Origin of the sequence: Pseudoalteromonas luteoviolacea S2607 (assembly GCF_001625575.1) — a bacterium.
Classification (GTDB): Bacteria; Pseudomonadota; Gammaproteobacteria; order Enterobacterales; family Alteromonadaceae; genus Pseudoalteromonas; species Pseudoalteromonas luteoviolacea_E.
Genome location: NZ_AUXV01000072.1, coordinates 290,557 through 312,110 on the forward strand (window position 1 = coordinate 290,557; position 21,554 = coordinate 312,110).

The window sequence follows — 21,554 nt, forward strand, 5'->3', positions numbered from 1 at the left end:
ATAGTACAGGTCTAAATTGTGCGGAACTCTCTATGCAATCTGTTTATGTTCACTTCACGCTGCTTGCTGTCAGCCTCACTTTATTACTGGCGCAATTGACAGTACGAGAGAAACACAGTGCCCATATTCTATTTGCAATCTTTTGCGGTTCTATATCTATGGTCGCACTCAAACAGTTAACAGGTGATATGATTGGGCCTTATCAATATCTGATTGGCATGGCCACTTGCGCCACTTGTAATTGTATTTGGCTCTTTTCACGTGCCTTATTTAGAGAGAAAAATCCGATTGGCTTACTTCATATCGCGGTAGCACTGGCCATCGCCGCGCTTATCATGATCCAGCAAGGCTACCTGTTTGCAACACACCAATGGACGTTATATCCCGCGTGGCTTCCCATATTCAGTCACCTGCTTCGCGAGGCAACCATTTTGCTGTCTTCGTGTATTTTAGTTCTTTCGTTTTGGGAAGCTTTGCGCGGCTTCAAACACGCAAGAAAACCTGAACAGCAGCAACGCATCTTGTTTATGGTCACTTTTGGTTGTGCTGTACTGGTAAGCAAAAGTGTCAAAGGTATCTTCGCATCAGATCCAGAAGTCCTCGCCAGTATCATGTCGGGCATTACTTTATGTGTTTTGGTCGGCCTTCAATCTCTTTTATTTTGGCGTTTTCAAACATCAAATTCGACTGTCGAAGAAACAACCAATGCATACTCTTCTTCACAGTCAGGCTCCAATGAAATACCTTGCAGCATACCCCTTGAAAGTGACGTCGAGCTTGCCAAACAAGTCCAATCACTACTCGTTGAACAAAACTACTATTTGCAAGCCAACCTTAAAGTCGCCGATATTGCCAGAGCATTAAATGTGCCTGAATACAAAATAAGTAGAGCGCTAAGAAACCATTTACATGCAAAGAACTTTAATCAGTTGATCAATACGCTCAGAGTTGAACGCGCTAAACAGATATTAATCGACCCAGATAAACAGCATTGGCCAGTTTTGGTGGTTGGCTTAGAGTGTGGATTTGCTTCAGTAGGACCTTTTATGCGCGCTTTTAAATCATATACAGGCACAACACCCAACCAATATCGGCAACACGCTCTGTTCCACCAGAGATGTACTTAGAGCTTAGGTGTTTTCTATCGTATTTAAGGTAATCGCAATAGCTCTATGTAGCCTCGAACGAAGCTATGTGGAAAATGCGCCTTTGCAATTTCCGCACATACTGGCTCATAGCCATAAGAGCGTACACTTTCGATTTCAGACTTAATTGCCGATTCTTTTACGGTAGGATATAAATTATCTAAAATTTGATTACCCGTACTAGCATCTGCATTGCACCCCGCATAAAATGCTTTGTACAAGACAGCGTAGTGGTCGCCTTGTTCAGCTGCCGAATTAACCAGCCGCTCGCCTCTATTTCCCTGCAACAGCACGCCTAAAATAAACTGCGCACGTCTATCGCCACGCGCCTTCATCAAATGCTCTAGAATCATTTGAGATTTATGCATTGAACGAGGGAAGTCTCGTGTATAACTCCCCAATTCAGTAAACTTATAACCGCTAAAATAAGCATGTGCGTAGAGTAGCGCTTGGCTCGTTGTGAATTGAGATAACGCATCTTCTGTCACTTCAATCTCTTTACGTGCAATGCGTTGTTGCTGTGCCTGTTCAACGGAGGCTTCTTGCACGCTTTGCAGTTGATAATTAAAGATGACAAACATGAATGTAACACCGTAGGTCACACCCAAGGCCAAAGTACTCGAAAATATTACCGCAGTAATACCCTTGATATTAGTGCCCTTTTCTGGAAAGTTATCCGACAACTTTAGGCGTTCAAAAGCTTCTTCCAACACAATTGGCATACTTAATTTAGCAAAATAATTAGCCACCCCTCCCCCGGCAAAAAAGAGTCCTGCCAAGACAATTAAGGGAATGTGTCCGCCAATGACTATCTCCATATACCATGCAACTAACGTTGTAATCGCATAAACCATACAAGCTATTGTCGAAAACCATTCGAGGTACCCTCGCCCAAAAAAGCGCACGAAGAGTCCAATGACAGCCCCACTAACAGGTAGCATTAATACACCTAGCTTGGGGTTAAACATATAAACTTGAAACCACACAGCGATTGAAATAGCGGCCCCGATCACACTGCCTAAGGACGCTCCCAAGAGCTCTTGCCTATTTAGCCTTTCTTCTACTTGTTTCAATCGCTCTTCAAATGAAGACATAACTTAACCCGCACATACTGATTTACAACCTATTAAATGTACCCAAGTTTTAATCAAAAGCAATGTTTTGCACGGCTTAGCATCGAGCTATCCAAAAAAGATAAATAAATTCATATTCCCACCCACATTTTAAATTAATAAATTCATACAAATTAGAATATTAAAAATAAAATACCGTCATTTTTTTCACGCTACCCAGAGCTCATAAGCACTTCATAAAATGTCATATTTTTGGAACTAACTTGCCATTTTTTCTTAGCTTATTTGTCTTTTTTCCCTTCTATAGTGGCCGCTCAAAAATCAAAAAAGAGAAGGGACTATGAAAACCAAGTTACTGCCGCTGGCTATTTTATGTGGTACATCCGTGCTACTTTCCGGGTGCTTTGATTCAGATGACAACAAAGTAGAAGTAAAACCAGCAGCGCCAACACAAGGAACTGATAAACCAGATCCAGTGCCAACACCGCCAACAGATCCGGAGCCAGAACCCACCAGCCCAACGGTCGGTACGAAGCTACAACTGCGCTTGCTTGAGACCACAGATCTTCATGCCAATATACTCAACTTTAACTATTTTTCAGATAAGCAAGACGATAAGGTCGGTTTGGTCAAAACAGCTGCTTTGATCCACAGCGCCCGTGAAGAAGCAACAAACTCAGTTTTGGTCGATAACGGCGATCTCATACAAGGCAGCCCACTTGGTGATTACATTGCAAAAATCAAAAACCTAGCTGACGGTGAAGTTCACCCCATCTATAAAGCAATGAATACATTGGACTACGACGTGGCAAATATTGGCAACCATGAGTTTAACTTTGGTTTAGAGTTTCTTCATGAAGCCATTGATGATGCCAACTTCCCTTATATTTCTGCCAATGTATTCAAATATGATGGTGACGACGACGAAACTAATGACGTGCCTCTATTCGCACCTTATTTAATCCAAGAAAAAACATTCCAAGACATCGCAGGGAAAGAGCAAACAATTAAAGTTGGTTACATCGGATTTGTACCGCCTCAAATCATGCAGTGGGACAAAGCAAACCTCGAAAACAAAGTCATCGCGAAAGACATCATTGCTATGGCGAATAAATATGTGCCCAAAATGAAAGAAGAAGGCGCTGATATCATCGTTGCTATTCCACACTCAGGGTTAGATACCTCAGAGCATACCGATAAAAAAGAGAACGCCAGTTATCACCTGTCAAAAGTTGAAGGCATTGATGCCATCATGTTTGGTCACGCGCATGCTAACTTCCCAAGCTCACGCTATGCAGGCATGGAAGATAAAGGCATTGATTTAGAAAAAGGCACCATCAATGGCGTTGCCGCTGTGATGCCTGGTTTTTGGGGCAATCATTTAGGTATCATAGATCTTACCCTCACATACAAAGAAGATGGGTGGCAAGTCACTGACTCTCAATCAACTCTTAAACCCATATTCGAACAAGACGCAGATCGAAATGTTATTTCCTTGGTAACTAACGACGCCACTATTGAAGCTGCGACCCATGATGATCATGAAGAAACACGTACTTGGGTTAATAAGCCTTTCGCCAAAGTAACTAGCCAAGTAAATAGCTTCTTTGCGCTCGTTAATGACGACCCTTCTATTCAGATTGTCACTGATGCGCAAACTTGGTACACCCAGAAAATCGTACAAGGCACAGAACTATCGGACTTGCCTGTTTTGTCCGCAGGCGCGCCATTTAGAGCCGGTCGTGGCGGCGCGGACGACTACACCTACATTGCAAAAGGTGACATAGCATATCGAAATGTCGCGGACTTATACATTTACCCTAATGTTCTGAAAGTACTTAAGCTAAATGGAGCACAGGTGAAAGAGTGGTTGGAAATGTCCGCTGGGCAGTTTAATCAAATCGACCCTCAAAGCGAAGAAATGCAGTCTCTAATCAACCCTGATTTTCCTTCTTATAACTTTGATGTCATCGATGGTGTCACCTATCAAATCGATATTACCCAACCAGCTCGCTACACTAGCAAAGGTGAAAAAGTGTCTGACGGTGAGCGCATCATCGCCTTACAATTTGAAGGAAAAGCAGTCACAGAAACGCAGCAGTTTTTGGTCGTGACCAATAACTATCGCGCCTCAGGCGGTGGTAATTTCCCGAATATCGGCGCAGACAAAATCGTAGTCGATTCACCAGATGAAAATCGCCAAGTTGTTGCCAATTACATCACTTATCAAAGTGAACAAAATGACGGTAACGGATTAGATCCGTCAGCAGATAAGAACTGGACATTTGCGCCAATCAATAATGTGCAAATCCAATTTACAAGTTCAAACAGTGATGAAGCCAAAGCATACAGTGCGCAATTTGAGCATATCGAACCGCTAAATGAAACTAACGACGACGGCTTTGCACTCTATCAGCTCAACCTGACACAACCGCAAAACCAATAATACAAAGACTCTACCTGATTTGGTGTGCAATTCATCACTTGCACACCATTGCCACCCATTGGCAGCTATCTAGGAATTTGGCTGCCAAAAATAAACCATTACAACGGGAATTGAAAAAATGACAGTGAACAAACTGACCTTATCAGTATTGCTCGGTGCAGGCTTACTTGCTCAAAGTAGCTTTGCACTTGCCGCAGCATATGATTGGAACAATACAGCACCAGTTAAAGTACCATCTGCTGCTAATAATAATGGTAAGACCGTTTACTTTGATGTCTCACACGGCGGCGTAGAAGGTAACGCTGACTGGGTAATCGACGGCGCTTTCTCCGATTTCGCGGATGCGCTAGTTCAAGAAGGTTATACCGTTAAAGAATACCGCGGTATAGATTTAAATAATGATGGCCGTATTCGTTTCTACGATGATCGCACTAATGGCAGTAATACCAATGAGGCGATTATTACTTATGACGCGATTAAGGACTCAGATGTATTCGTGTTAGCTGAAACCAATCGCCCATTCACACTTGCGGAACAAGCAGCCCTAGAACAATATGTTGCAAGCGGCAAAGGCATCTTCTTCATTGCCGACCACTACGATGCAGACCGTAACCTCAATACATGGGATGCCACAGAAGTTTTTAATGGCTACAATCGCTCAGATCTCAGCAAATACAATATGGGCGGTGCCTATGGTGATTGGCGTAACCCCAAAGCAGCGAGTGCTGGCTGGCTAGTTGAGAACTTCGGTATTCGTTTTCGCTTTAATGGCGTGGACTACAAGCAGGGGGTGAGTGGTGTTGAGCCTAGCTCACAAACAGAAGGGATCACTCAAGGGGTTGACCCTATTTTAATGGCCGCAGGCGCCACATTGGCCATCGTAGATCCGCAAAAGGCTAAGGGCCTAGTCTATTTTTCTGAGTCAGACACCCCGGTGAAGTGGCGACACGCTAAAGACCAAGGGCTGTATTTTGGTGGTAAAGCTGAAGGCCCCTATGCTGCAATCGCAAAGTCAGGTGCAGGAAAAGCAGCATTTATCGGTGACTCTTCACCTATTGAAGACGCAACGCCTAAATATCGCCGTCAAGACAATGGCAACACCAAAAGAACCTATCCGGGATGGACAGATCCAGGCCATGCTTCTGTGCTTGCTGTGAATATTATAAACTGGCTAGCGACACCTGAAAGCTATCAGTATTTTGACGGTCAAAATGGTCATTACAGTGGCTTTGTCACGCCTACTCCGATGGCCTCACAGGAAATGTCAGACCCTAATAATGGTCAACCTTGGGGCACTCCTGCATCAGGTTTCGACGCATGGAATACCGATACGTATAAAAACAACTCCTTCAATGCGCCATATGGCGACGGCCAAACTAACCCCGACCCCGATCCAACGCCAACACCTGGGAATGCAATCTCAGTGACTGATGCATTAGCAGCAGCACAAAATACCCCTGTTGTTGTCGTGGGCAAAGTAACTGCCGCCATCAATGGGATCTACGGACTGGCATTGAGCGACCTCAATAACCCTGCAACCCATATTTATGTGAAGCTTGAGAGCAACCAAAGAGCTGACTTTAACCCACAGCTGAACCCTGCAATTCTTAATCAAAACATCATTGTCACGGGTAAACGTAATAGCTATATGGGTGAACCAGGGATCCGTTATGTGACAGATCTACAAATTGCCCCTTCATATATGTCCGTTGAGCAGGCGCTTGCAACTGCACAAGGTGAAGCAATTGAGCTTACAGGGCGAGTAAAATCAGGCCTAAACAGTATTTATGCGCTCATATTGGAAGACCTGAACGACCCGAGTTTCACCATCAATATCAAGCTTGAAAGTAGCCAACGTGCGCAGTTCAGCCCAGAGCTAAACCCTGATATTTTAAATGCCACATTAGTTATCAAAGGTGTAAGAGATAGCTATATGAGCCAGCCTGGCGTTCGCCAAGTATCTAGCATTACCATCTCTTCAGGCAATGGAAATGGCGACCCAGATCAAGGCAGTGATCTGTCGGTATCTGATGTATTGGCATTGAATAACGGCCAACCAGTTGTTGTAAGCGGTACTATCACCGCTGCAATCAATAACAAATATGCGCTGGAGTTAACGGACCCGAGTAATGCTGGCAACAAGCTATACATTAAACTTGAATCATCTCAGCGAGATACATTTAGCCCATTGCTTAACCCTGAACTGATTGGTAAGCGCCTTCGTGTCGAGGGGATTAAAAATGATTATATGAGTCACCCCGGTGTGCGCAGTGTGAGCAATTTAACCCTGTTAAATTAATCTGCGATACTTTCTAAAGCCAAAAGGAACGAGGTTCCTTTTGGCTTTCAACTGTTAGCGAATTTTTATTGCTTTAAGGGGTATTTCGGAGAAGTTTACGTACAAATTCATAACGGTATCACCCTGTTCATTCGTTTCAAACTTCATATACGCCGTGCTTTGATCAAAAAATAGCGTATCTGACGAAGCTGGTAATAACTCAGCGATATAGCCATCCCCCTCTTGCGTATATAAATCTCCATCATGATATTCAATGCGACGCACCGCACCGCTTTCAAATTGGTATGCGCCTTCAAACGCGTTTAGTTGCTGTGATGTCAACCGGACTTCCTTATAGCTTGGGCTTGGTAAATCTAACGCTTTGGCGGCCAGACGTTGCGTCAACACCTGTGGATTGCGATCTGTTGAGTTAGCAAGTACAGCAACATAAAGTGACTCTTCTGGAATATACACCGCATCAGAGACAAAACCGTGAATACCACCAGCATGGCCAATAGCCTGATACTCTCCAATGGTGGTGGTAACTAGACCATAGCCATAATTTGATACACTCCCATCGTTGAGAGTCACCGGTGCTATCATCTGTTGGTAGCTTTGTTCACTGATCAATGAACCGTTCGCGAGCGCGGTGTACCAAATATTCAAATCAAATACATTCGATGACAATGCGCCTGCTGCATGCGGCCAAATCATATCTATATAACCAGCATTCACATATCCTTTAGGACTCAACTCATATCCAGATACATGATGCTTGATAATTTGGCGACCTGCATAATGGCTATTTTTCATGCCTAATTTGTCAAAGATATGCTCATCAATAAAGTCCGCGTAAGATTGACCACTGACTACTTCGATGATTTTACCTAGCAATACATAACCGGTATTTGAATAAGCCATCGCGTCTCCCGGTTGAAACTTCATTGGGTGAACGGCAAATCTTGCTAAAATCTCATCAAGTGTTGCAGGCGCCTGAACTTCTTTTAACATCAATTCTCTGTCTTCGGTGTAATTGGCAAGACCTGAGGTATGGGTTAGCAGTTGTTCAATCGTTAAAACGTGCCCTTCGGTCGGAAAATCCGGTACATATTTATGGATATCATCATGTACTGAGAGTTTGCCCCGTTCCTGTAAAATCATGATTGCGGCAGCAGTAAATTGCTTAGATATCGAACCTATTTTAAAAACATTTTTAGCCTTAAGCGGTATATTTAACTCAAGGTTTGCACTCCCGATGGCTTTCTTAAAAATTACATCACCTTCTTTGCTGATGAGTGCAGCCGCACCTGGTTGTTTCTTGGATAGTTCATTTTTAAGCACGGCGCGATATTGCGCTTTATCCGCTTTTGAATCGCTGGCAAAAGCAGTAGACGCACCAAACAACATGGAGGCTGATACGACAGCTGCAATAAGAGACATTTTCATTTTTCTTTCCTTGTTTTGAGTGAAATTAAACTCATTCCACCACGCCCCTCCTCAGTTTCAAAGTCAAAAAATGTACAACACTGTTACAAAGCCTTTCTATCTGTGTGCTTGTGTAACAAACCCAAACACCTGTATGTAATACGTTTAGTTTCGAGCTTTTACCCTAAGCTCTCCAAACTTTAATTGCATTTTAATCACCCCTTTTTTGATACTGCGGCGTTATACCCAAACAAAAATGACAATTTTGCGCAGCCACCCATAAGGAGTACCCATATGAGTAAAAAACATCAATTTGCGATGCAACCAAGTGCCAATGTAGATATGAACCCGATGCTTGATATTGTCTTTATTCTGCTCATCTTTTTTATTGTTACCGCGAGTTTTTCTAAAGAACCTGTGTTGGATATCAGTAAGCAAGATAAAGCTGCACGCTCTCTAATGCCCAATTTGACACCACAAATCAGTATTGATGATAAGAACTTAATCTATCTGAACGAAAGGCAAATCGATGTAGACACAATTGCAATTAATATCGCCAGAGTAGCAGCCAGAGGTGACATTACATCAATTGGATTGAAGGCCCATGCACAAAGTGAGCACAACACTTTAGAACAAGTACTCAACGCGGTTAAATCTCAAACCAGTGCACCAGTTTCTTTGGCGAGCTGGTAAGTGTGCAGAAACAGATTGCCACGGTTTAGGGTCAACTAAACCGTGGCACATATATTATGGTTGAATATGCACGAGGTTTTCGTTTTCAATTTCGCCACGTAAATTCACGTATACATCTAGGCGCGCGAAAAATGCCTGAGCGTTTGGAGTAACAGGCTCAACCACGGTGTAAAACGCAAAGTTTAGACCTGCTACAACCTGTTGTTGAGCTGCCAAAATGTCGTATCTAACACCAATCATGGACTCAATTTTTTCTGCTGTTTGACGCTCAGCATCACTAAAATCATTACGAAGCGCAACAGAATCAAAAGAGCCAATTGGTGGTACTAATACAGGCTCACTGAAGACACGGTCTTTAAGTTCAGTATATTGATCTCCTAACTGATTTATTACAATCAGCTCTAGACGATTAACCTGCGGAATGCCCGGTGCAACCACCGGTGAAACAAAACAGTAAAACGCATAGTTTGTGCCATTTACGACTTGTGATTGGCCAGCCAATGGCTTGATATCAACACCTGCGCGTTGATTGATATGCTCAAATGCGCTGATATATTCCTTATCAAAGTCCTGTGCTAAAACCACTGGACCATACCCACCTAACATGCGATTTGCTTGAGACATAACGTTTTCCTTTTATCTCTTTAAGTGAACAGCACACTGGTGATCAGTGCACCTTGAATTTGGTTCCAAGTGTAGACACCTACTAGGCACTTATCGGTATCAGGTTAGTATCAGTTTGGTATCAAGCTAGATGCAAGATGTCCCCTGCTGTGCAGCATTTCTGACAGTACCGTACACTTTAAAAAACACCGCTTTGTATTGTGTGATTGGCGAAGCGTTAGAGTCATTGCTAGGCTTACTTACCCTTTGTAAGGAGCACTAATGATGGATGGCCGAGTACAGCTAAACAGTCAAAGACTGAAACAATTACGTCGGGATTTAGGGTTGAGCCAAGAGAAGCTCGCATGTGCATGTCAAGAACGCGCTTTATGTGTTTCTATTGCCACTTTAAAGCGTGCAGAATGCGGGTATCGTGTTTACCACCGCACAGCCAGACAGCTTGCTTTATTCTATCAAATTCCAATAAAAGAATTGCTAAGCGACGCGCCAATTTGAGTTAAATGCAGTAGAAGCAAATTGAGTTTTAGTGTGATAAATACAATGTGATTTCGCACCAACGCGCCCCAAAACTCCTCTCTCAGCCTCTAAACTTAGCAGCAAAACCACTCAGTGGTTGAATCGATTTGTAACAAAATGGTGGTTTTCAAAGCGCCTCATTTCCCCTACTCTGAGTAAAACCAAAAACAAGGAGACAGCGATGAAAGAATTACAAAAACTCGTAGGAAGCCTCAATAAATCTGGCGCATTAAATGGATTTTTAGGTGGGGTTGCTGGCGGTGGATTGACCTCGTTGCTGGGCAGTAAAAAGGGAAAAAAAACCGGTAAAAAAGCCGTAAAATATGGCGCATTGGCAGCCGTTGGGGGGCTGGCGTGGAAAGCGTACAAACAGTATTCAGAACAAAGTCAGGCATCCAATCAGCAAAGAGACAGCGCAGCCTATGACCAAGCCATGGCTGGGCGCAGTAGACCTAATCGCACATTCGACTTTACACCCGCCAAAATGCCCGAGCAAAGCTTCGAGGAAGTAGCTGAAAATGAAGGGGGTTCTGGCCAGTTAATTATTATGCGTGCCATGATTGCAGCAGCCTATGCCGATGGCCACATCGATGAAATTGAACGACAAAAAATATTTGCCCAGGTCGAGACTATGGCGTTAAGTGTTACTGAAAAAGCAATGCTGTTTGACGAGCTAAGAAAACCAATGAGTTTAACCGAACTTGTCCAAGCGGTGCCCAATGCACAGACTGGCATAGAGGTATATGCCGCAAGTGCCAGTGCCATTGACTTACATCAGAGCGTATCACAGCAATATTTGCAGGCACTTGCTCAACAACTTTGCTTACCCAGAGAGCTGGTACAGTCCATTCATCAAGAGCTTGCAGCTGTGCAATAATCTATTTAGCAATGGCCCAAACAGATAGACCGACACCACATAAAAAAGGCGTGCTCTCTATTACTCATATTTGCTTAAGCGAGTGCTGAGAGAAACACGCCTTGGTGTGGTTGGCTCACACGCTTAATATAGTGCGAGGTGTTTTTTTCTTACTCGGGTAAAAAGCGCAAATATCGCGTTAAAACGCGGGTTCGAGCCAGTCAATTTATCTTCAAACCCATTTTCAAAAAGGTGCAGTGGTTCAACTTGTAATACCTTGCATCTCATTTGGCATATTTGTTTAGACCCTATGCCTAAACAGATCTTGAGCAAACAACTATGGCTTTTTAACCAACTTTGGCTTTTTGCGATTGGGATAGCAAGTTGTACAAATAGGGCATACCGTACCGTCACACCCTCTTGCAGTGCAAAAATCTCGCCCGTAATAAATAATTTGCAAGTGCAAATCATTCCAACACGCTTTAGGAAATAGACGTTTTAAATCCTTTTCAGTCTGCGCCACATTTCTACCATTGGTGAGTCCCCAACGCTGTGCCAGCCGGTGAATATGCGTATCAACGGGAAAAGAAGGTACACCGAATGCCTGTGCCATCACAACGCCCGCGGTTTTATGCCCAACCCCAGGCAAAGTTTCTAGCGCTTCCATATCTTCTGGCACGATACCGTCGTAATCGGCGACTAAGATTTCGGAAAGCGTCTTGATAGCTTTAGATTTTTGCGGCGATAAACCGCAAGGGCGAATTATATTTTGAATATCTTCAACAGATTTTTTTGCCATATCAAACGGATTATCAGCCAATTGCCAAAGAGCTGGCGTCACTTTATTCACGCGCTCATCGGTACATTGCGCAGACAACAGCACAGCAACTAATAAGGTATAGGGATCTTTATGAGCGAGTGGTATAGGTGGGTTTGGATAACGTGCTTGTAATTCTTCGAGAATATATGCCACGCGCTCTGCTTTTAATAAATTCTTTTCCGTCACGGCTTCTTACCTATTTATATGTCTTTAAGCTATGCAGCATAATGTACACTGACGCCCTGTGGACGTCAGTAACAACATACAAGATTAAGATGTGGATTATGCGCCAACAAATTGCCCAAGCGCAATGAAGAAAGGGACATTAATTAGTACATTGAACGGAAATGTAATTCCCAGTGAAGCGGTAATAGACATACCCGCATTCGCTTCCGGCAAACTCTCTCTCATTGCAGCGGGTACAGCGATGTATGAAGCACTCGCGCCAAGGACAGCCATTAATGCGATTCCACCAGCACTAAAACCTAGCAGTAGCGCCAACCCTGTACCAGCCAGTCCACCAATCATAGGCATTAGAACCGCAAAACTGATTAAAAACACGCTGTTCTTTTTTAACGCACCTAATTGCTCACCAGCAACCAAACCCATTTTTAATAAGAACAAGGCTAGAATACCTGGGAACAATTCAACAAAAAAAGGTGTCAGTTTTTGTACGCTTTCTCCACCGGCAAAACCAACGATTAAACTGCCAACCATTAATAAAATGCTTTGATTTGCAACCAGCTCTTTTTTAACAAACGCTCGATTAATAATTTTAAAGTTGCCTTTAGCCAGCACCAAGCCAACCACAATCGCCGGCATTTCAAGTAACACAACAAATAAGGGGAAGTACGCTTCGTACTTGATATTGTTGGCCTCAAGCAAAGCGACTGCAACGGCATAGGTCGCTACACTGACAGAGCCGTAGTGCGCTGCAATAGCACCGGCATTCACTTTGTCCAATTGACCAAAATATCTCAGTAATGGATACGCCACAAGTGGTAATAGTAAACCAAATCCAACCACCGCCATGGACATGAATAATAACGAAGAATCAACATGTTGCTGTAATGCTATCCCGCCCTTTAAGCCAATGGCTATCATTAAAAACATGCTGAGAGATTTGTACAACCCATCCGTAAATGGGATTTTAGCACCCAGCAGCTGAGCAAGAATACCGAGCACGAAAAATGCGACTACTGCGTCTATCATTTACGACTTGACCTCAGCTGCATAAGGGGTAGAACGCTTAACCGTTGAAGCTTTAAAGTTGTGTATAAGGGCTAAAACGAATAAACAAAGAGCCACAACAGCAAACCCCACAGCACTGGTACCAATTTGCATGCTGAAATAAGAAAAGGCTAAAAGACAAAAACTCGTTATTAAAGGCAATGCCAGATTTTTAAACGTCATACACTTCTCCTCGTTATTTTTGAGGATTTTACAAAAATACAAATATAGATAAAAATAGATAGTTACTAATTAGTTCATAGACAATAATCTAATCATGTAAGCAGGCATACATATGGCATCCAGATTACACGCACATATTGGTACATTTAGACAGCTAGAAATTCTTCTCGCGCTGTATGAAGGAGGCAGTGTTAAGGCTGCGGCAGAAAAGCTTTTTCTAACCCAGCCCACAGTCTCAATGCAGCTAAAAAAGCTTGCTGAAGCCATCGACTTCCCTCTCTATCAACAAGCCGGAAAACAGTTAAAGTTCACCGACGCAGGTCTTGCGACGGTTGAGACTGCCAAGCAAATATTGCAACGTTGCGAAGAGTTAGATATGCACTTATCGAACCTGCGCGGGCTCAAATCGGGCACATTGAGACTGTCTAGTGTCACCACAGCAAAATACTTTATCCCCCATTTACTCGGTCCGTTTTGTGAACGCTACCCCGGTATTGATATTCAATTTACAGTAGCAAACAGACAACAGGTCATTGAGCGATTAGAGCAAGGTTTAGATGACTTTTATGTTTTCAGTCACTTACCTGAGGGTCTCGATCTCGAAGTCATTGAATTTATGTCTAACGACTTAGTCGCAATTGCCCCAGCTTCTCACCCATTTAGTAAACAACAAAGTGTAACGCTCGCAGAATTTTGCCAAGAAGATTTTTTAATTCGCGAATCGGGCTCGGGAACACGCTACGCGACAGAAGCTTTTTTTCAGAACCAGAGCGTCAAACCAAATATAAAAATGACCATCGCCAGCAACGAAGCCATTATTCACTCAGTTTTATCAAAACTTGGCGTGTCGATCCTCTCTTCTCATACGCTCGCTTTTGGTGAGATACATGACGTAAAAGTCATTAACGTAGAGTCACTCCCCATTCGGTCAAAGTGGTCTTTCTCATGGACCAAGCGCAAAGTGCAATCGCCCATTGCAAACGTGTTCCTCAACTACGTTGAAACAGAGGGCAGAGACATAATGCAAAAAGCGATCAAACTTTAGCCCCCACAAAGTGAGCATAATTTATACTAAATTTTGAAAGATAGTTGCGCAATGCTAGGTCTGTGTTTCACAGGCCCCCTTACCTTTAGAGGTTAGATATGAATGATGTATTCAAGTTAGTAACACTCAGCGCTGTACTTACCTTAGTTGGCTGTGGAGGTAGCAGTAGTAGTGACACGAGCACACCAACGGCTTCCGAAAATACCACGACACCGACCACCCCCACTACTCCGCCAGCAGCACCAAATAATACCACCTATGAGTTAACATTTACGCGTACTTGGGACGCACAAAAATTCCCGACTAACTATCCAAGCGGCACCCACTTTTCACCAGTCATAGGGCTTACACATAACGCCGAGGGACGGATATTTCAGCGCGGAGAATCTGCATCAGCCGGTATTGTAAGCATGGCTGAAACAGGCTCTAAAGCCGCATTGAAAGAAGAGATCAGCGACATTCAAAATCAGGGGAATTCTAATTACCTCATTGACGAGTCTGGCATATCTGGCAATAGTCAAAGTGTGAGCATGACCTTTGAGGCCAGCCAAGACTTTCCCTTGCTCAGTGTAGTTTCTATGGTTGCCCCAAGTCCCGATTGGTTTATTGGCATTAACAGCCTCTCCTTATTCAACGAGAGCCAGTGGCTAACTGAACAGACAGTCCAGTTAAAAGTGTATGATGCTGGCAGCGATAGTGGCGTAACATTTTCTGCAGCAAACCAAGCAACCGAACCACAGGGTACGATCACCTTACTAAATAGTGCCCGCAGTGATACTGACTTTGCGGAAGGGATCCATTTTCAAAGTGCTGACACAATTGGCTTTATCACGATAAAACTGATGGAGTAACAAGGAACAAAGCCATGTCGAGCAGCATGGCTTTATTTTGCTTTGGACAGTGAAACAATGGCATCTTGTATCAGGTGTCGGAGCCAAATGTTTTTATCTTCTCTCTCTTTGCGGCTAAACCACAGCATCGAAATATCAAAATCAGCCACAGTTATAGGTGGCGAAAAGTGCTCAAGCCCATTGTTATAACATGCGATTTCAGCCATTTTCTGCGGGACAATCGCAATTAAACGCCGCTGCTTTAGTAAAAACTGTACGGTTAAAAAGTTACGGGTTGCGACAGTTACTTTACGAGATAACCCAATATGTTGCAGCGTTTTATCTACTTGTGTCGAAAGCTGACCATCAGGGCTCACCAATGCATGTTCAATGTTTGCAAACTCTTCAACACTTAACCCGCTTTCAATATCAATCATCTCGGGATCAGCCACACACACATGACGCTCCGTATATAAAAATGTGCGATGAAAGGAATGATGTAGTTCTGGCATGCTGCCGATGATGACATCTAACTTTTCTTGCTCTGCCAATGTGATGTAATTGCTGCGATTAACATTGAGAAAACTAACCTGAGCATGCGGTGCCTGTTGACGGATCACATCATAAATCAGCGGAGCAAAAATAACTTCTGCATAATCAGTTAAACCAATACGACAAACACCCCGATACGCCTTTGGTTCAAAGGTTACCGTGGTTAGAAGGTCATGGGTAACTGAATCAAGTATTTGATTTATTGTTGGCGCGAGAACATGTGCATGCTCTGTTGGGCGCATTTTATGACCTTGGCGCTCAAACAACGCATCATCAAATAAGCGCCGCAAACGTGCCAGACTATGACTCATTGCAGATTGACTGACACAGCTTTTTTCTGCGGCAATACTTACACTTTCATATCGATACAAATAAGCAAAGGCTACCAACAAGTTTAAATCTATGTTTCGCCACTGAAAATCTGAAAAACTCACTACAATCCCATTTTATTCATAATATTAATCAATACTATTAATTTGATTAATTATATTCCATTTTTTAACCTATAGGCACGATTAAAAAATAACTTCAAATAAAGTCTTCACATGCTTTCAATCTTCAAACTGTTTTTTTTGCTCGGCTGGGTAAGCTTTGGCGGACCAGCTGCGCACATAGGTTATTTTAGGCAAACCTTTGTTGAGAAACTCAAATGGTTAGATGACCATGAATATGGACAAATTGTCGCGTTAAGTCAGTTTTTGCCAGGCCCTGGGTCCAGCCAAGTCGGTTTTGCACTGGGCTACAAACGCGGAGGATTACCTGGCGCATTCGCGGCTTTTCTAGGTTTTACACTGCCTTCGGTGATCATCATGATAGGACTTGCCTTACTTGCCAGTCACGTTACCGACAGCAGTGCATTTCAAAATGTCGTACACGGTCTAAAACTGCTCGCTGTTGTCGTGGTTGCTGACGCAGCTTGGGGTATGTTCAAAAACTTCTGTAAGCGCACTCTCACTGTCGGATTATGTGTCGGTACAGCCATCGCGTTGCTTGTAGCCCCTAGTATTACTACTCAAATCGGTGTGCTTGTCCTCGCAGCTATGGTGGGGGCTCACTACTTAAAACCGACAACCACTTCGCCAGCGCCGCAAAGCTTTCGGCCAAGTTACGCACCGCTAGCCTTGTTTACGGTATTACTGGTGACTTTGCCGTTTATCGCCACTTTTTCCCCACTCATTGATTTATTCAATGATTTTTATCAAGCGGGTAGTTTGGTGTTTGGTGGTGGCCACGTTGTATTACCGCTGCTGCAGAATATCGTTGGTGACAACCTTAGCCAAGACGCTTTTTTAACTGGCTATGCTGCTGCACAAGCTGTACCGGGCCCAATGTTTACCTTTGCAACTTACATCGGCTATGAGTTGATGCCTAGCAGCCCACTGACAGGTGCCCTCGTCGCGACATTAGCCGTGTTCTTGCCAGGTTTCTTACTCCTTTTAGCGGTTCTAAAAAACTGGCAAATGCTGGCAAATATGCCACGAGTTGCTGGCGCATTGAGTGGTGTAAACGCTGCGGTTGTTGGGCTATTGCTAGCAGCTTTATATCAACCAGTCTTCCTCAGCGCAGTAATACAACCGCTGGACCTAGCCTTAGTGCTCGTTGGCTTTTTCCTAATGAAACAGCTTAAACTCCCAATAATTTGGCTTGTATTGACCTTTATGCTCGCTGGTTTTGGCTTGGGGTTCATTTAATTTTATTCAAACAAAGACACGGAAGTCTTCGCCGTTTTTCTTATCAACTTCTCTCTATTCCCCGGCAACATGGGGAATAAGTACATTTCTAATATTTAATCGATAAAAATTGTGCCAGCTGTCATTTAGGGGTTTCAATTGCAGTATAAAACCACTAGACTTGAATGATAACAATTATCATTCAAGTCTAGTTATGCTAAAAGATTTTGTCACACGCCCCTGTCCTTGTTGTAATAAACCACTAACACTGGGTGAGCGAACACCACTGCTGAACAGAGAATCGGTTCGCTGTAAACATTGTGCCAAGTCATTAAAGCCCAACTTTTACATTATGCTGTTTAATGTGTTCTGGCTTAGCATGAGCGTATCGTGGTTAATTGAAGCAAATACTGAACTTGGCTATGTCTGGGCGTTATCTGCCGCTTTAATTGCCGTGAGTGTCATTGCGCCTTTATTTGATCTGCTCTTCCCATTAGAAGAAGAGCAGTATGACTGATATCTATTGCACTAAAGCCAGATGAGTTTTGTAACAGTTACGAGCATAGACAAACTCAACAACACACAAACTAAGTTAAAGGCTTTGTTGATCGTATCGCCTTTGACGTAATCACCAGCAATCTGCCAACCGGCTATCACACCGTTAAAAGCAAACACGCATACGGCGAGCGTTGTTACTATTTTAAACCACTGTGGTGTGAACATGTTCACTAATGCATGGTGACTGGTTACAGGTTCAGATAACAACATCACCACAATCAATATGCTGTACGCGACGATGATAGCGTTACTAATACGCTGCAAAACCCACTGTTTAGTACCCGACCGCGCAATGTTCATTATAGCCATATCAAAACTCCCACAACGATACTCAGTAACACACCTAGCCCAATCGCAACACGAGAAATCATGCAACCACTGGCGAGTTCTTCGAAATATCCAAACTCTTGAATAATATGTTTTAGTGTCCCCAAGCAATAGTAACCTAGTGCCGTTAATAATCCCCAAACTACAAATTGCGCAAAAAAGTTTTCATTAAAAATTGTACTTAGCGTGTCGAAGTTTTGTGCTGATTGTATAGCAAAAATTAGCAATGGCAGTAAAACCACAGCCGCGCCCCAGACTATAACGCCACTTACTCTGTGCAAAATTGAAGCATACGCAGTAATGGGTAATGCCATGGTTTGAATTGCCAAATTAGTTGGCCGTTCTTTTCTCATGTTGAATACCTAGATGTTTAATTTCAATAAATGCTAACGCAAATCATTACCACTTACAAATATCACATCTACAAAGTGGACTTGAATTTAAAAAAGCAAAAGGGCTTAAAAAAGCTAACGCCGCGAACATCTCGCGGCGTTTTTGCATTTAATGTATGTAGCTATCTTCGCTTTTATGCTTTGATATTAGAAACCGAATGGAATGTTAAAGGCAAAAAAGCCAACCAACAGTGACGTCCAGAATATCAAAAATGCCACTGAGTATGGGATCATCATCGCAATAACCTCACCAAAACTCAGATCAGGTTTGTACTTGCGCATAAATGCTAAAATGACACCTGCATAGGTCATCATTGGCGTAATAATATTAGTAGAAGAGTCTGCTACTCGGTAAGCCGCAGCAACCAAATCTGGCGTCATAGCTGGGTTAACCTGATATAACATCGGGACGAAAATCGGTCCTAGTAGCATCCACTTTGATGTTAACCCGCCCACAAACAGGTTTATCAATCCAGTGGTAATCACAAAACCAATAATCAGGAGAATTGGGAATTGTTGAAGACCAAGTGCAGATAAACCACTTGCACCAATATATGTGATGTAAGTACCTAACCCTGAATAACCCAAAATACCTAAGAAGTTGTAACAGAAGAAGGTCAATACAAGGATATAACCCATTGTATTCATTTGTGCGACCATGGCTTTTACGACATCCTGGAGGCTTTTAAACTTGCCGGTTGCTACACCAAATGCGGCTCCTACAGTCGTGAAGACTAAAGTGATGAGTAAAATGACATTGTTTAAGTAAGGTGTGATGGTTTTTCCCGACTCATCAACATAAGGCGCTAACGGTCCAATTGCGAGTAATACAACCAAACCTAATGATAGTAATAACCCCCATAAAGCGGCTTTAAGACCTTTCTTCTCTTGCTCCGTAACCGCAAAATCAGATAGATCCATGCCTTCTGGTAGCTCGTAGGACATCTTCGACAGTCTCGGTTCTACAAACTTTTTAGTTACCCACGCACCAATACCGACTAGCATAAAGGTAGATACAAAAATAAAGTAATAATGCATCGTTGCTGGCGTTAATTCATTGCCATTCGCATCCGTAAACGGAATCCCCTGTGATTCAGCAAAGATCTGTGCATTTAAACCAATAACAACATCAACTGGCGTTGCTGGGAGTAAATTTGCACTGAACCCAGCCGAAACCCCCGCAAACGCAGCCGCCATACCAATCAATGGATTTTTACCAAGCCCTGCGTAGAGTAAACCTGCGAGCGGAATTAAAATTAGATAACCCGCATCTGTCGCAATGGAGCTCATAATCCCCAAGAAGATAAGGGCAGGAGCTAAGTACTTGTCTTTTAAGCGAGTACCTAGTTTTTTAATTATCGCATTGAATAAACCCGAGCTTTCTGCAACCCCAACGCCAAGCATCACGATCAGGATCACACCAAGTATCCCATTGCCAAACCCAAGCCAATTTTGCAACAAGGCATTGTCAAAAAACCATACAACATGCGTAGGATCTGTCATGTTTTTAATCGTATGGATAACCGGGTTCCCATCTGCACCTTGTGTTTCAAACGTTAAACCTCCGATGAGGGCTGTTAAAGCAAAGGCACCTAGGATGAACCATATAAATATAATAATGGGATCAGGGATTTTCTTACCGGCTTTTTCTATAAATGAGATAACCCCACTCCCATTTTGTTTTACCGTTTCAGCTGTCGACACGCGAATTTTCCTAATGTTTATAAACTTCTTACTTTTTCAACCAACCGGTCAAATCAGTACAAAGGTGTCATTTTAACCATCAGATAGACAATTTAGAAAGGCTTGAGGTGAAGTAAAAGAGGGGGAAGATGTAACACTATCGCCACGCAAAATGCAGATAAGCTTCCAATATTACTGTAACTAGCGGAGCTAAAAGCGACAAAATCGCGCCTTTAACTCAACAGACGAATACACTAATGGCGCTGTTTAGGACCAACCCTTACTAGGTCTTTACCATTTTCGAAGACCTCCTGAGTAACCCAGCGCCCGAGCAAAAGCTGATGGTTATCATCTAATACCGCTACAAACGGTCTGCCACTGCTATTATGTACTGCAAGCGCAATGCCCGCTACATTCTCCAGTCCCAATCCTCCGTTTTCCACTAAAGTCAAAAATGACTCTAACTCTACTAAAGTACTAATTTCTTCTTTGTCATCAATCATGCTGTTTGGCTCTTTGGATGTGCAATACAGGTAGAATATCAGTTATGAAATGGCGGATAAATAAAGCGCTCAACAATTACGATGAAGATTAGCAGACTCTTAAGGTCGGGCCTGTATAAAAGATTGGTTATTAAAACCTTGTAGATACGACAATGAGCATCACATAAATGATGCTCTCAAACAACCAAATCTGTCAAAGGGGGGAGGTTACTCAACGTATCCGCATGTTTTTGGAGCAAGAGACAAATTTTGACAAATATTACCATCCGTTTGATGAGTATTACCCAAACCGCCTACGGCATTAGGTGTTAAAGCTTTGCCATCATTAATATTTTTTTGAGAAAGGCTTTTAATTTGTTTTTTTTGTAATTTTAATTTCATATGGTTAATCCTTACCATTTTATAAACAATACTGCTGCCGGAATGTTGTTATTATTATTATATTCCGGCGTACATTGGAAAGTGAAAAATTAAACTCCCATCTAAATTAGGGCTTAATCATTCAGTAAAGTAACCCTACCTCAGAAAAAACAAAATAAAAACCCATAAAAGGTACATTATTAATCATTTAATAAGCACCCTCGCAAAAGCCCAGAGTTGCTAAGTAGCATCATGCACCTTATTAGAAGGGTTAAGACACAGTGTTATTAGGTTTATTTCTTAATTGCGGTTAAAGTTTTGGCGGGTAAATTGGTTTATTGACTC

22 protein-coding genes are annotated in these 21,554 nt (G+C 42.8%); 10 read left to right on the forward strand and 12 right to left on the reverse strand.

The window, feature by feature from the left end:
• The first annotated feature begins 32 nt into the window (after positions 1-32).
• Positions 33-1,127, forward strand: coding sequence for a helix-turn-helix transcriptional regulator (locus N480_RS22965; RefSeq protein WP_063374756.1), 1,095 nt, complete (start codon positions 33-35; stop codon positions 1,125-1,127).
• 23 nt (positions 1,128-1,150) lie between these two features.
• Here the strand turns inward: N480_RS22965 and N480_RS22970 are convergent, their stop codons facing one another.
• Complete coding sequence (locus tag N480_RS22970) at positions 1,151-2,239, reverse strand: hypothetical protein (protein ID WP_063374757.1); 1,089 nt, start codon at positions 2,237-2,239, stop codon at positions 1,151-1,153.
• A gap of 319 nt (positions 2,240-2,558) precedes the next feature.
• Between N480_RS22970 and N480_RS22975 the strand changes: the two genes are divergently transcribed.
• Together N480_RS22975 and N480_RS22980 are read left to right on the forward strand one after the other, a co-directional pair.
• Positions 2,559-4,664, forward strand: coding sequence for a bifunctional 2',3'-cyclic-nucleotide 2'-phosphodiesterase/3'-nucleotidase (locus tag N480_RS22975; RefSeq protein WP_063374758.1), 2,106 nt, complete (start codon positions 2,559-2,561; stop codon positions 4,662-4,664).
• Between the two features lie 118 nt (positions 4,665-4,782).
• Positions 4,783-6,963 (forward strand): DUF6359 domain-containing protein, encoded by a 2,181-nt coding sequence (locus tag N480_RS22980; protein ID WP_063374759.1) that lies wholly within the window; start codon positions 4,783-4,785, stop codon positions 6,961-6,963.
• Positions 6,964-7,017: 54 nt separating this feature from the next.
• Here N480_RS22980 and N480_RS22985 read toward each other — a convergent pair whose 3' ends face one another.
• Positions 7,018-8,388, reverse strand: a complete 1,371-nt coding sequence (locus tag N480_RS22985; protein ID WP_063374760.1) for a serine hydrolase domain-containing protein — start codon at positions 8,386-8,388, stop codon at positions 7,018-7,020.
• 273 nt (positions 8,389-8,661) lie between these two features.
• Here N480_RS22985 and N480_RS22990 point away from each other — a divergent pair, with 273 nt between their 5' ends.
• Positions 8,662-9,060: an ExbD/TolR family protein gene (locus N480_RS22990; RefSeq protein ID WP_063374761.1), complete on the forward strand. Its 399-nt coding sequence runs from the start codon at positions 8,662-8,664 to the stop codon at positions 9,058-9,060.
• Between the two features lie 54 nt (positions 9,061-9,114).
• On the opposite strand, the gene N480_RS22995 is transcribed toward N480_RS22990, so the two are convergent.
• Entirely contained in the window at positions 9,115-9,684 is a 570-nt protein-coding gene (locus N480_RS22995; protein WP_063374762.1) for a hypothetical protein, read from the reverse strand.
• 261 nt (positions 9,685-9,945) lie between these two features.
• Here N480_RS22995 and N480_RS23000 point away from each other — a divergent pair, with 261 nt between their 5' ends.
• Positions 9,946-10,179, forward strand: a complete 234-nt coding sequence (locus N480_RS23000) for a helix-turn-helix domain-containing protein (protein WP_231101451.1) — start codon at positions 9,946-9,948, stop codon at positions 10,177-10,179.
• A gap of 202 nt (positions 10,180-10,381) precedes the next feature.
• A complete protein-coding gene (locus N480_RS23005) occupies positions 10,382-11,077 on the forward strand; it encodes a tellurite resistance TerB family protein (protein WP_063374764.1) in 696 nt (231 codons plus the stop codon).
• Positions 11,078-11,393: 316 nt separating this feature from the next.
• On the opposite strand, the gene nth is transcribed toward N480_RS23005, so the two are convergent.
• The 3 genes from nth to N480_RS23020 form a co-directional block, all read right to left on the reverse strand.
• Positions 11,394-12,062 (reverse strand): endonuclease III, encoded by a 669-nt coding sequence (nth, locus tag N480_RS23010; protein WP_063374765.1) that lies wholly within the window; start codon positions 12,060-12,062, stop codon positions 11,394-11,396.
• A gap of 96 nt (positions 12,063-12,158) precedes the next feature.
• Positions 12,159-13,088, reverse strand: a complete 930-nt coding sequence (locus N480_RS23015; protein WP_063374766.1) for a sodium-dependent bicarbonate transport family permease — start codon at positions 13,086-13,088, stop codon at positions 12,159-12,161.
• Positions 13,089-13,289: a hypothetical protein gene (locus N480_RS23020; RefSeq protein ID WP_063374767.1), complete on the reverse strand. Its 201-nt coding sequence runs from the start codon at positions 13,287-13,289 to the stop codon at positions 13,089-13,091.
• A gap of 112 nt (positions 13,290-13,401) precedes the next feature.
• Here N480_RS23020 and N480_RS23025 point away from each other — a divergent pair, with 112 nt between their 5' ends.
• Both N480_RS23025 and N480_RS23030 read left to right on the forward strand, forming a co-directional pair.
• Positions 13,402-14,334, forward strand: a complete 933-nt coding sequence (locus N480_RS23025; RefSeq protein ID WP_063374768.1) for a LysR family transcriptional regulator — start codon at positions 13,402-13,404, stop codon at positions 14,332-14,334.
• Between the two features lie 98 nt (positions 14,335-14,432).
• Positions 14,433-15,185 carry a spondin domain-containing protein gene (locus tag N480_RS23030; protein WP_063374769.1) on the forward strand — a complete coding sequence of 251 codons (753 nt, stop codon included), beginning with the start codon at positions 14,433-14,435 and terminating at the stop codon, positions 15,183-15,185.
• A 32-nt stretch (positions 15,186-15,217) separates the two neighbouring features.
• On the opposite strand, the gene N480_RS23035 is transcribed toward N480_RS23030, so the two are convergent.
• On the reverse strand, positions 15,218-16,150 hold the full coding sequence (locus tag N480_RS23035) for a LysR family transcriptional regulator (protein WP_063374770.1): 933 nt from the start codon (positions 16,148-16,150) through the stop codon (positions 15,218-15,220).
• A 111-nt stretch (positions 16,151-16,261) separates the two neighbouring features.
• On the opposite strand from N480_RS23035, the gene chrA reads away from it, so the two are divergent.
• Positions 16,262-17,407: a chromate efflux transporter gene (gene chrA, locus N480_RS23040; protein ID WP_063374771.1), complete on the forward strand. Its 1,146-nt coding sequence runs from the start codon at positions 16,262-16,264 to the stop codon at positions 17,405-17,407.
• A gap of 358 nt (positions 17,408-17,765) precedes the next feature.
• Complete coding sequence (locus tag N480_RS25505; protein ID WP_155732933.1) at positions 17,766-17,903, forward strand: hypothetical protein; 138 nt, start codon at positions 17,766-17,768, stop codon at positions 17,901-17,903.
• An 11-nt stretch (positions 17,904-17,914) separates the two neighbouring features.
• Here N480_RS25505 and sdhD read toward each other — a convergent pair whose 3' ends face one another.
• From sdhD to N480_RS25510, 5 genes are all read right to left on the reverse strand, one after another.
• Positions 17,915-18,253 carry a succinate dehydrogenase, hydrophobic membrane anchor protein gene (gene sdhD, locus N480_RS23050; protein ID WP_063374773.1) on the reverse strand — a complete coding sequence of 113 codons (339 nt, stop codon included), beginning with the start codon at positions 18,251-18,253 and terminating at the stop codon, positions 17,915-17,917.
• On the reverse strand, positions 18,244-18,624 hold the full coding sequence (gene sdhC, locus N480_RS23055; protein ID WP_063374774.1) for a succinate dehydrogenase, cytochrome b556 subunit: 381 nt from the start codon (positions 18,622-18,624) through the stop codon (positions 18,244-18,246). The genes sdhD and sdhC overlap by 10 nt, the downstream gene beginning before the upstream one ends.
• A 186-nt stretch (positions 18,625-18,810) precedes the next feature.
• Positions 18,811-20,367, reverse strand: coding sequence for an AbgT family transporter (locus N480_RS23060; RefSeq protein ID WP_063374775.1), 1,557 nt, complete (start codon positions 20,365-20,367; stop codon positions 18,811-18,813).
• A gap of 233 nt (positions 20,368-20,600) precedes the next feature.
• On the reverse strand, positions 20,601-20,849 hold the full coding sequence (locus N480_RS23065; RefSeq protein ID WP_063374776.1) for a hypothetical protein: 249 nt from the start codon (positions 20,847-20,849) through the stop codon (positions 20,601-20,603).
• 207 nt (positions 20,850-21,056) lie between these two features.
• The gene (locus N480_RS25510) at positions 21,057-21,230 is read right to left on the reverse strand and encodes a hypothetical protein (protein ID WP_155732934.1); all 174 of its coding nucleotides are present in this window, start codon (positions 21,228-21,230) and stop codon (positions 21,057-21,059) included.
• Positions 21,231-21,554: the final 324 nt, after the last annotated feature.

Excerpts from the sequence above, each read along its gene's own strand:
- N480_RS22965 (WP_063374756.1), top strand. The coding sequence starts at position 33 with ATGCAATCTGTTTATGTTCACTTCACGCTGCTTGCTGTCAGCCTCACT.
- N480_RS22970 (WP_063374757.1), bottom strand. The coding sequence starts at position 2,239 with ATGTCTTCATTTGAAGAGCGATTGAAACAAGTAGAAGAAAGGCTAAAT.
- N480_RS22975 (WP_063374758.1), top strand. The coding sequence starts at position 2,559 with ATGAAAACCAAGTTACTGCCGCTGGCTATTTTATGTGGTACATCCGTG.
- N480_RS22980 (WP_063374759.1), top strand. The coding sequence starts at position 4,783 with ATGACAGTGAACAAACTGACCTTATCAGTATTGCTCGGTGCAGGCTTA.
- N480_RS22985 (WP_063374760.1), bottom strand. The coding sequence starts at position 8,388 with ATGAAAATGTCTCTTATTGCAGCTGTCGTATCAGCCTCCATGTTGTTT.
- N480_RS22990 (WP_063374761.1), top strand. The coding sequence starts at position 8,662 with ATGAGTAAAAAACATCAATTTGCGATGCAACCAAGTGCCAATGTAGAT.
- N480_RS22995 (WP_063374762.1), bottom strand. The coding sequence starts at position 9,684 with ATGTCTCAAGCAAATCGCATGTTAGGTGGGTATGGTCCAGTGGTTTTA.
- N480_RS23000 (WP_231101451.1), top strand. The coding sequence starts at position 9,946 with ATGATGGATGGCCGAGTACAGCTAAACAGTCAAAGACTGAAACAATTA.
- N480_RS23005 (WP_063374764.1), top strand. The coding sequence starts at position 10,382 with ATGAAAGAATTACAAAAACTCGTAGGAAGCCTCAATAAATCTGGCGCA.
- N480_RS23015 (WP_063374766.1), bottom strand. The coding sequence starts at position 13,088 with ATGATAGACGCAGTAGTCGCATTTTTCGTGCTCGGTATTCTTGCTCAG.
- N480_RS23020 (WP_063374767.1), bottom strand. The coding sequence starts at position 13,289 with ATGACGTTTAAAAATCTGGCATTGCCTTTAATAACGAGTTTTTGTCTT.
- N480_RS23025 (WP_063374768.1), top strand. The coding sequence starts at position 13,402 with ATGGCATCCAGATTACACGCACATATTGGTACATTTAGACAGCTAGAA.
- N480_RS23030 (WP_063374769.1), top strand. The coding sequence starts at position 14,433 with ATGAATGATGTATTCAAGTTAGTAACACTCAGCGCTGTACTTACCTTA.
- chrA (WP_063374771.1), top strand. The coding sequence starts at position 16,262 with ATGCTTTCAATCTTCAAACTGTTTTTTTTGCTCGGCTGGGTAAGCTTT.
- N480_RS25505 (WP_155732933.1), top strand. The coding sequence starts at position 17,766 with ATGAGCGTATCGTGGTTAATTGAAGCAAATACTGAACTTGGCTATGTC.
- sdhD (WP_063374773.1), bottom strand. The coding sequence starts at position 18,253 with ATGGCTATAATGAACATTGCGCGGTCGGGTACTAAACAGTGGGTTTTG.
- sdhC (WP_063374774.1), bottom strand. The coding sequence starts at position 18,624 with ATGAGAAAAGAACGGCCAACTAATTTGGCAATTCAAACCATGGCATTA.
- N480_RS23065 (WP_063374776.1), bottom strand. The coding sequence starts at position 20,849 with ATGATTGATGACAAAGAAGAAATTAGTACTTTAGTAGAGTTAGAGTCA.
- N480_RS25510 (WP_155732934.1), bottom strand. The coding sequence starts at position 21,230 with ATGAAATTAAAATTACAAAAAAAACAAATTAAAAGCCTTTCTCAAAAA.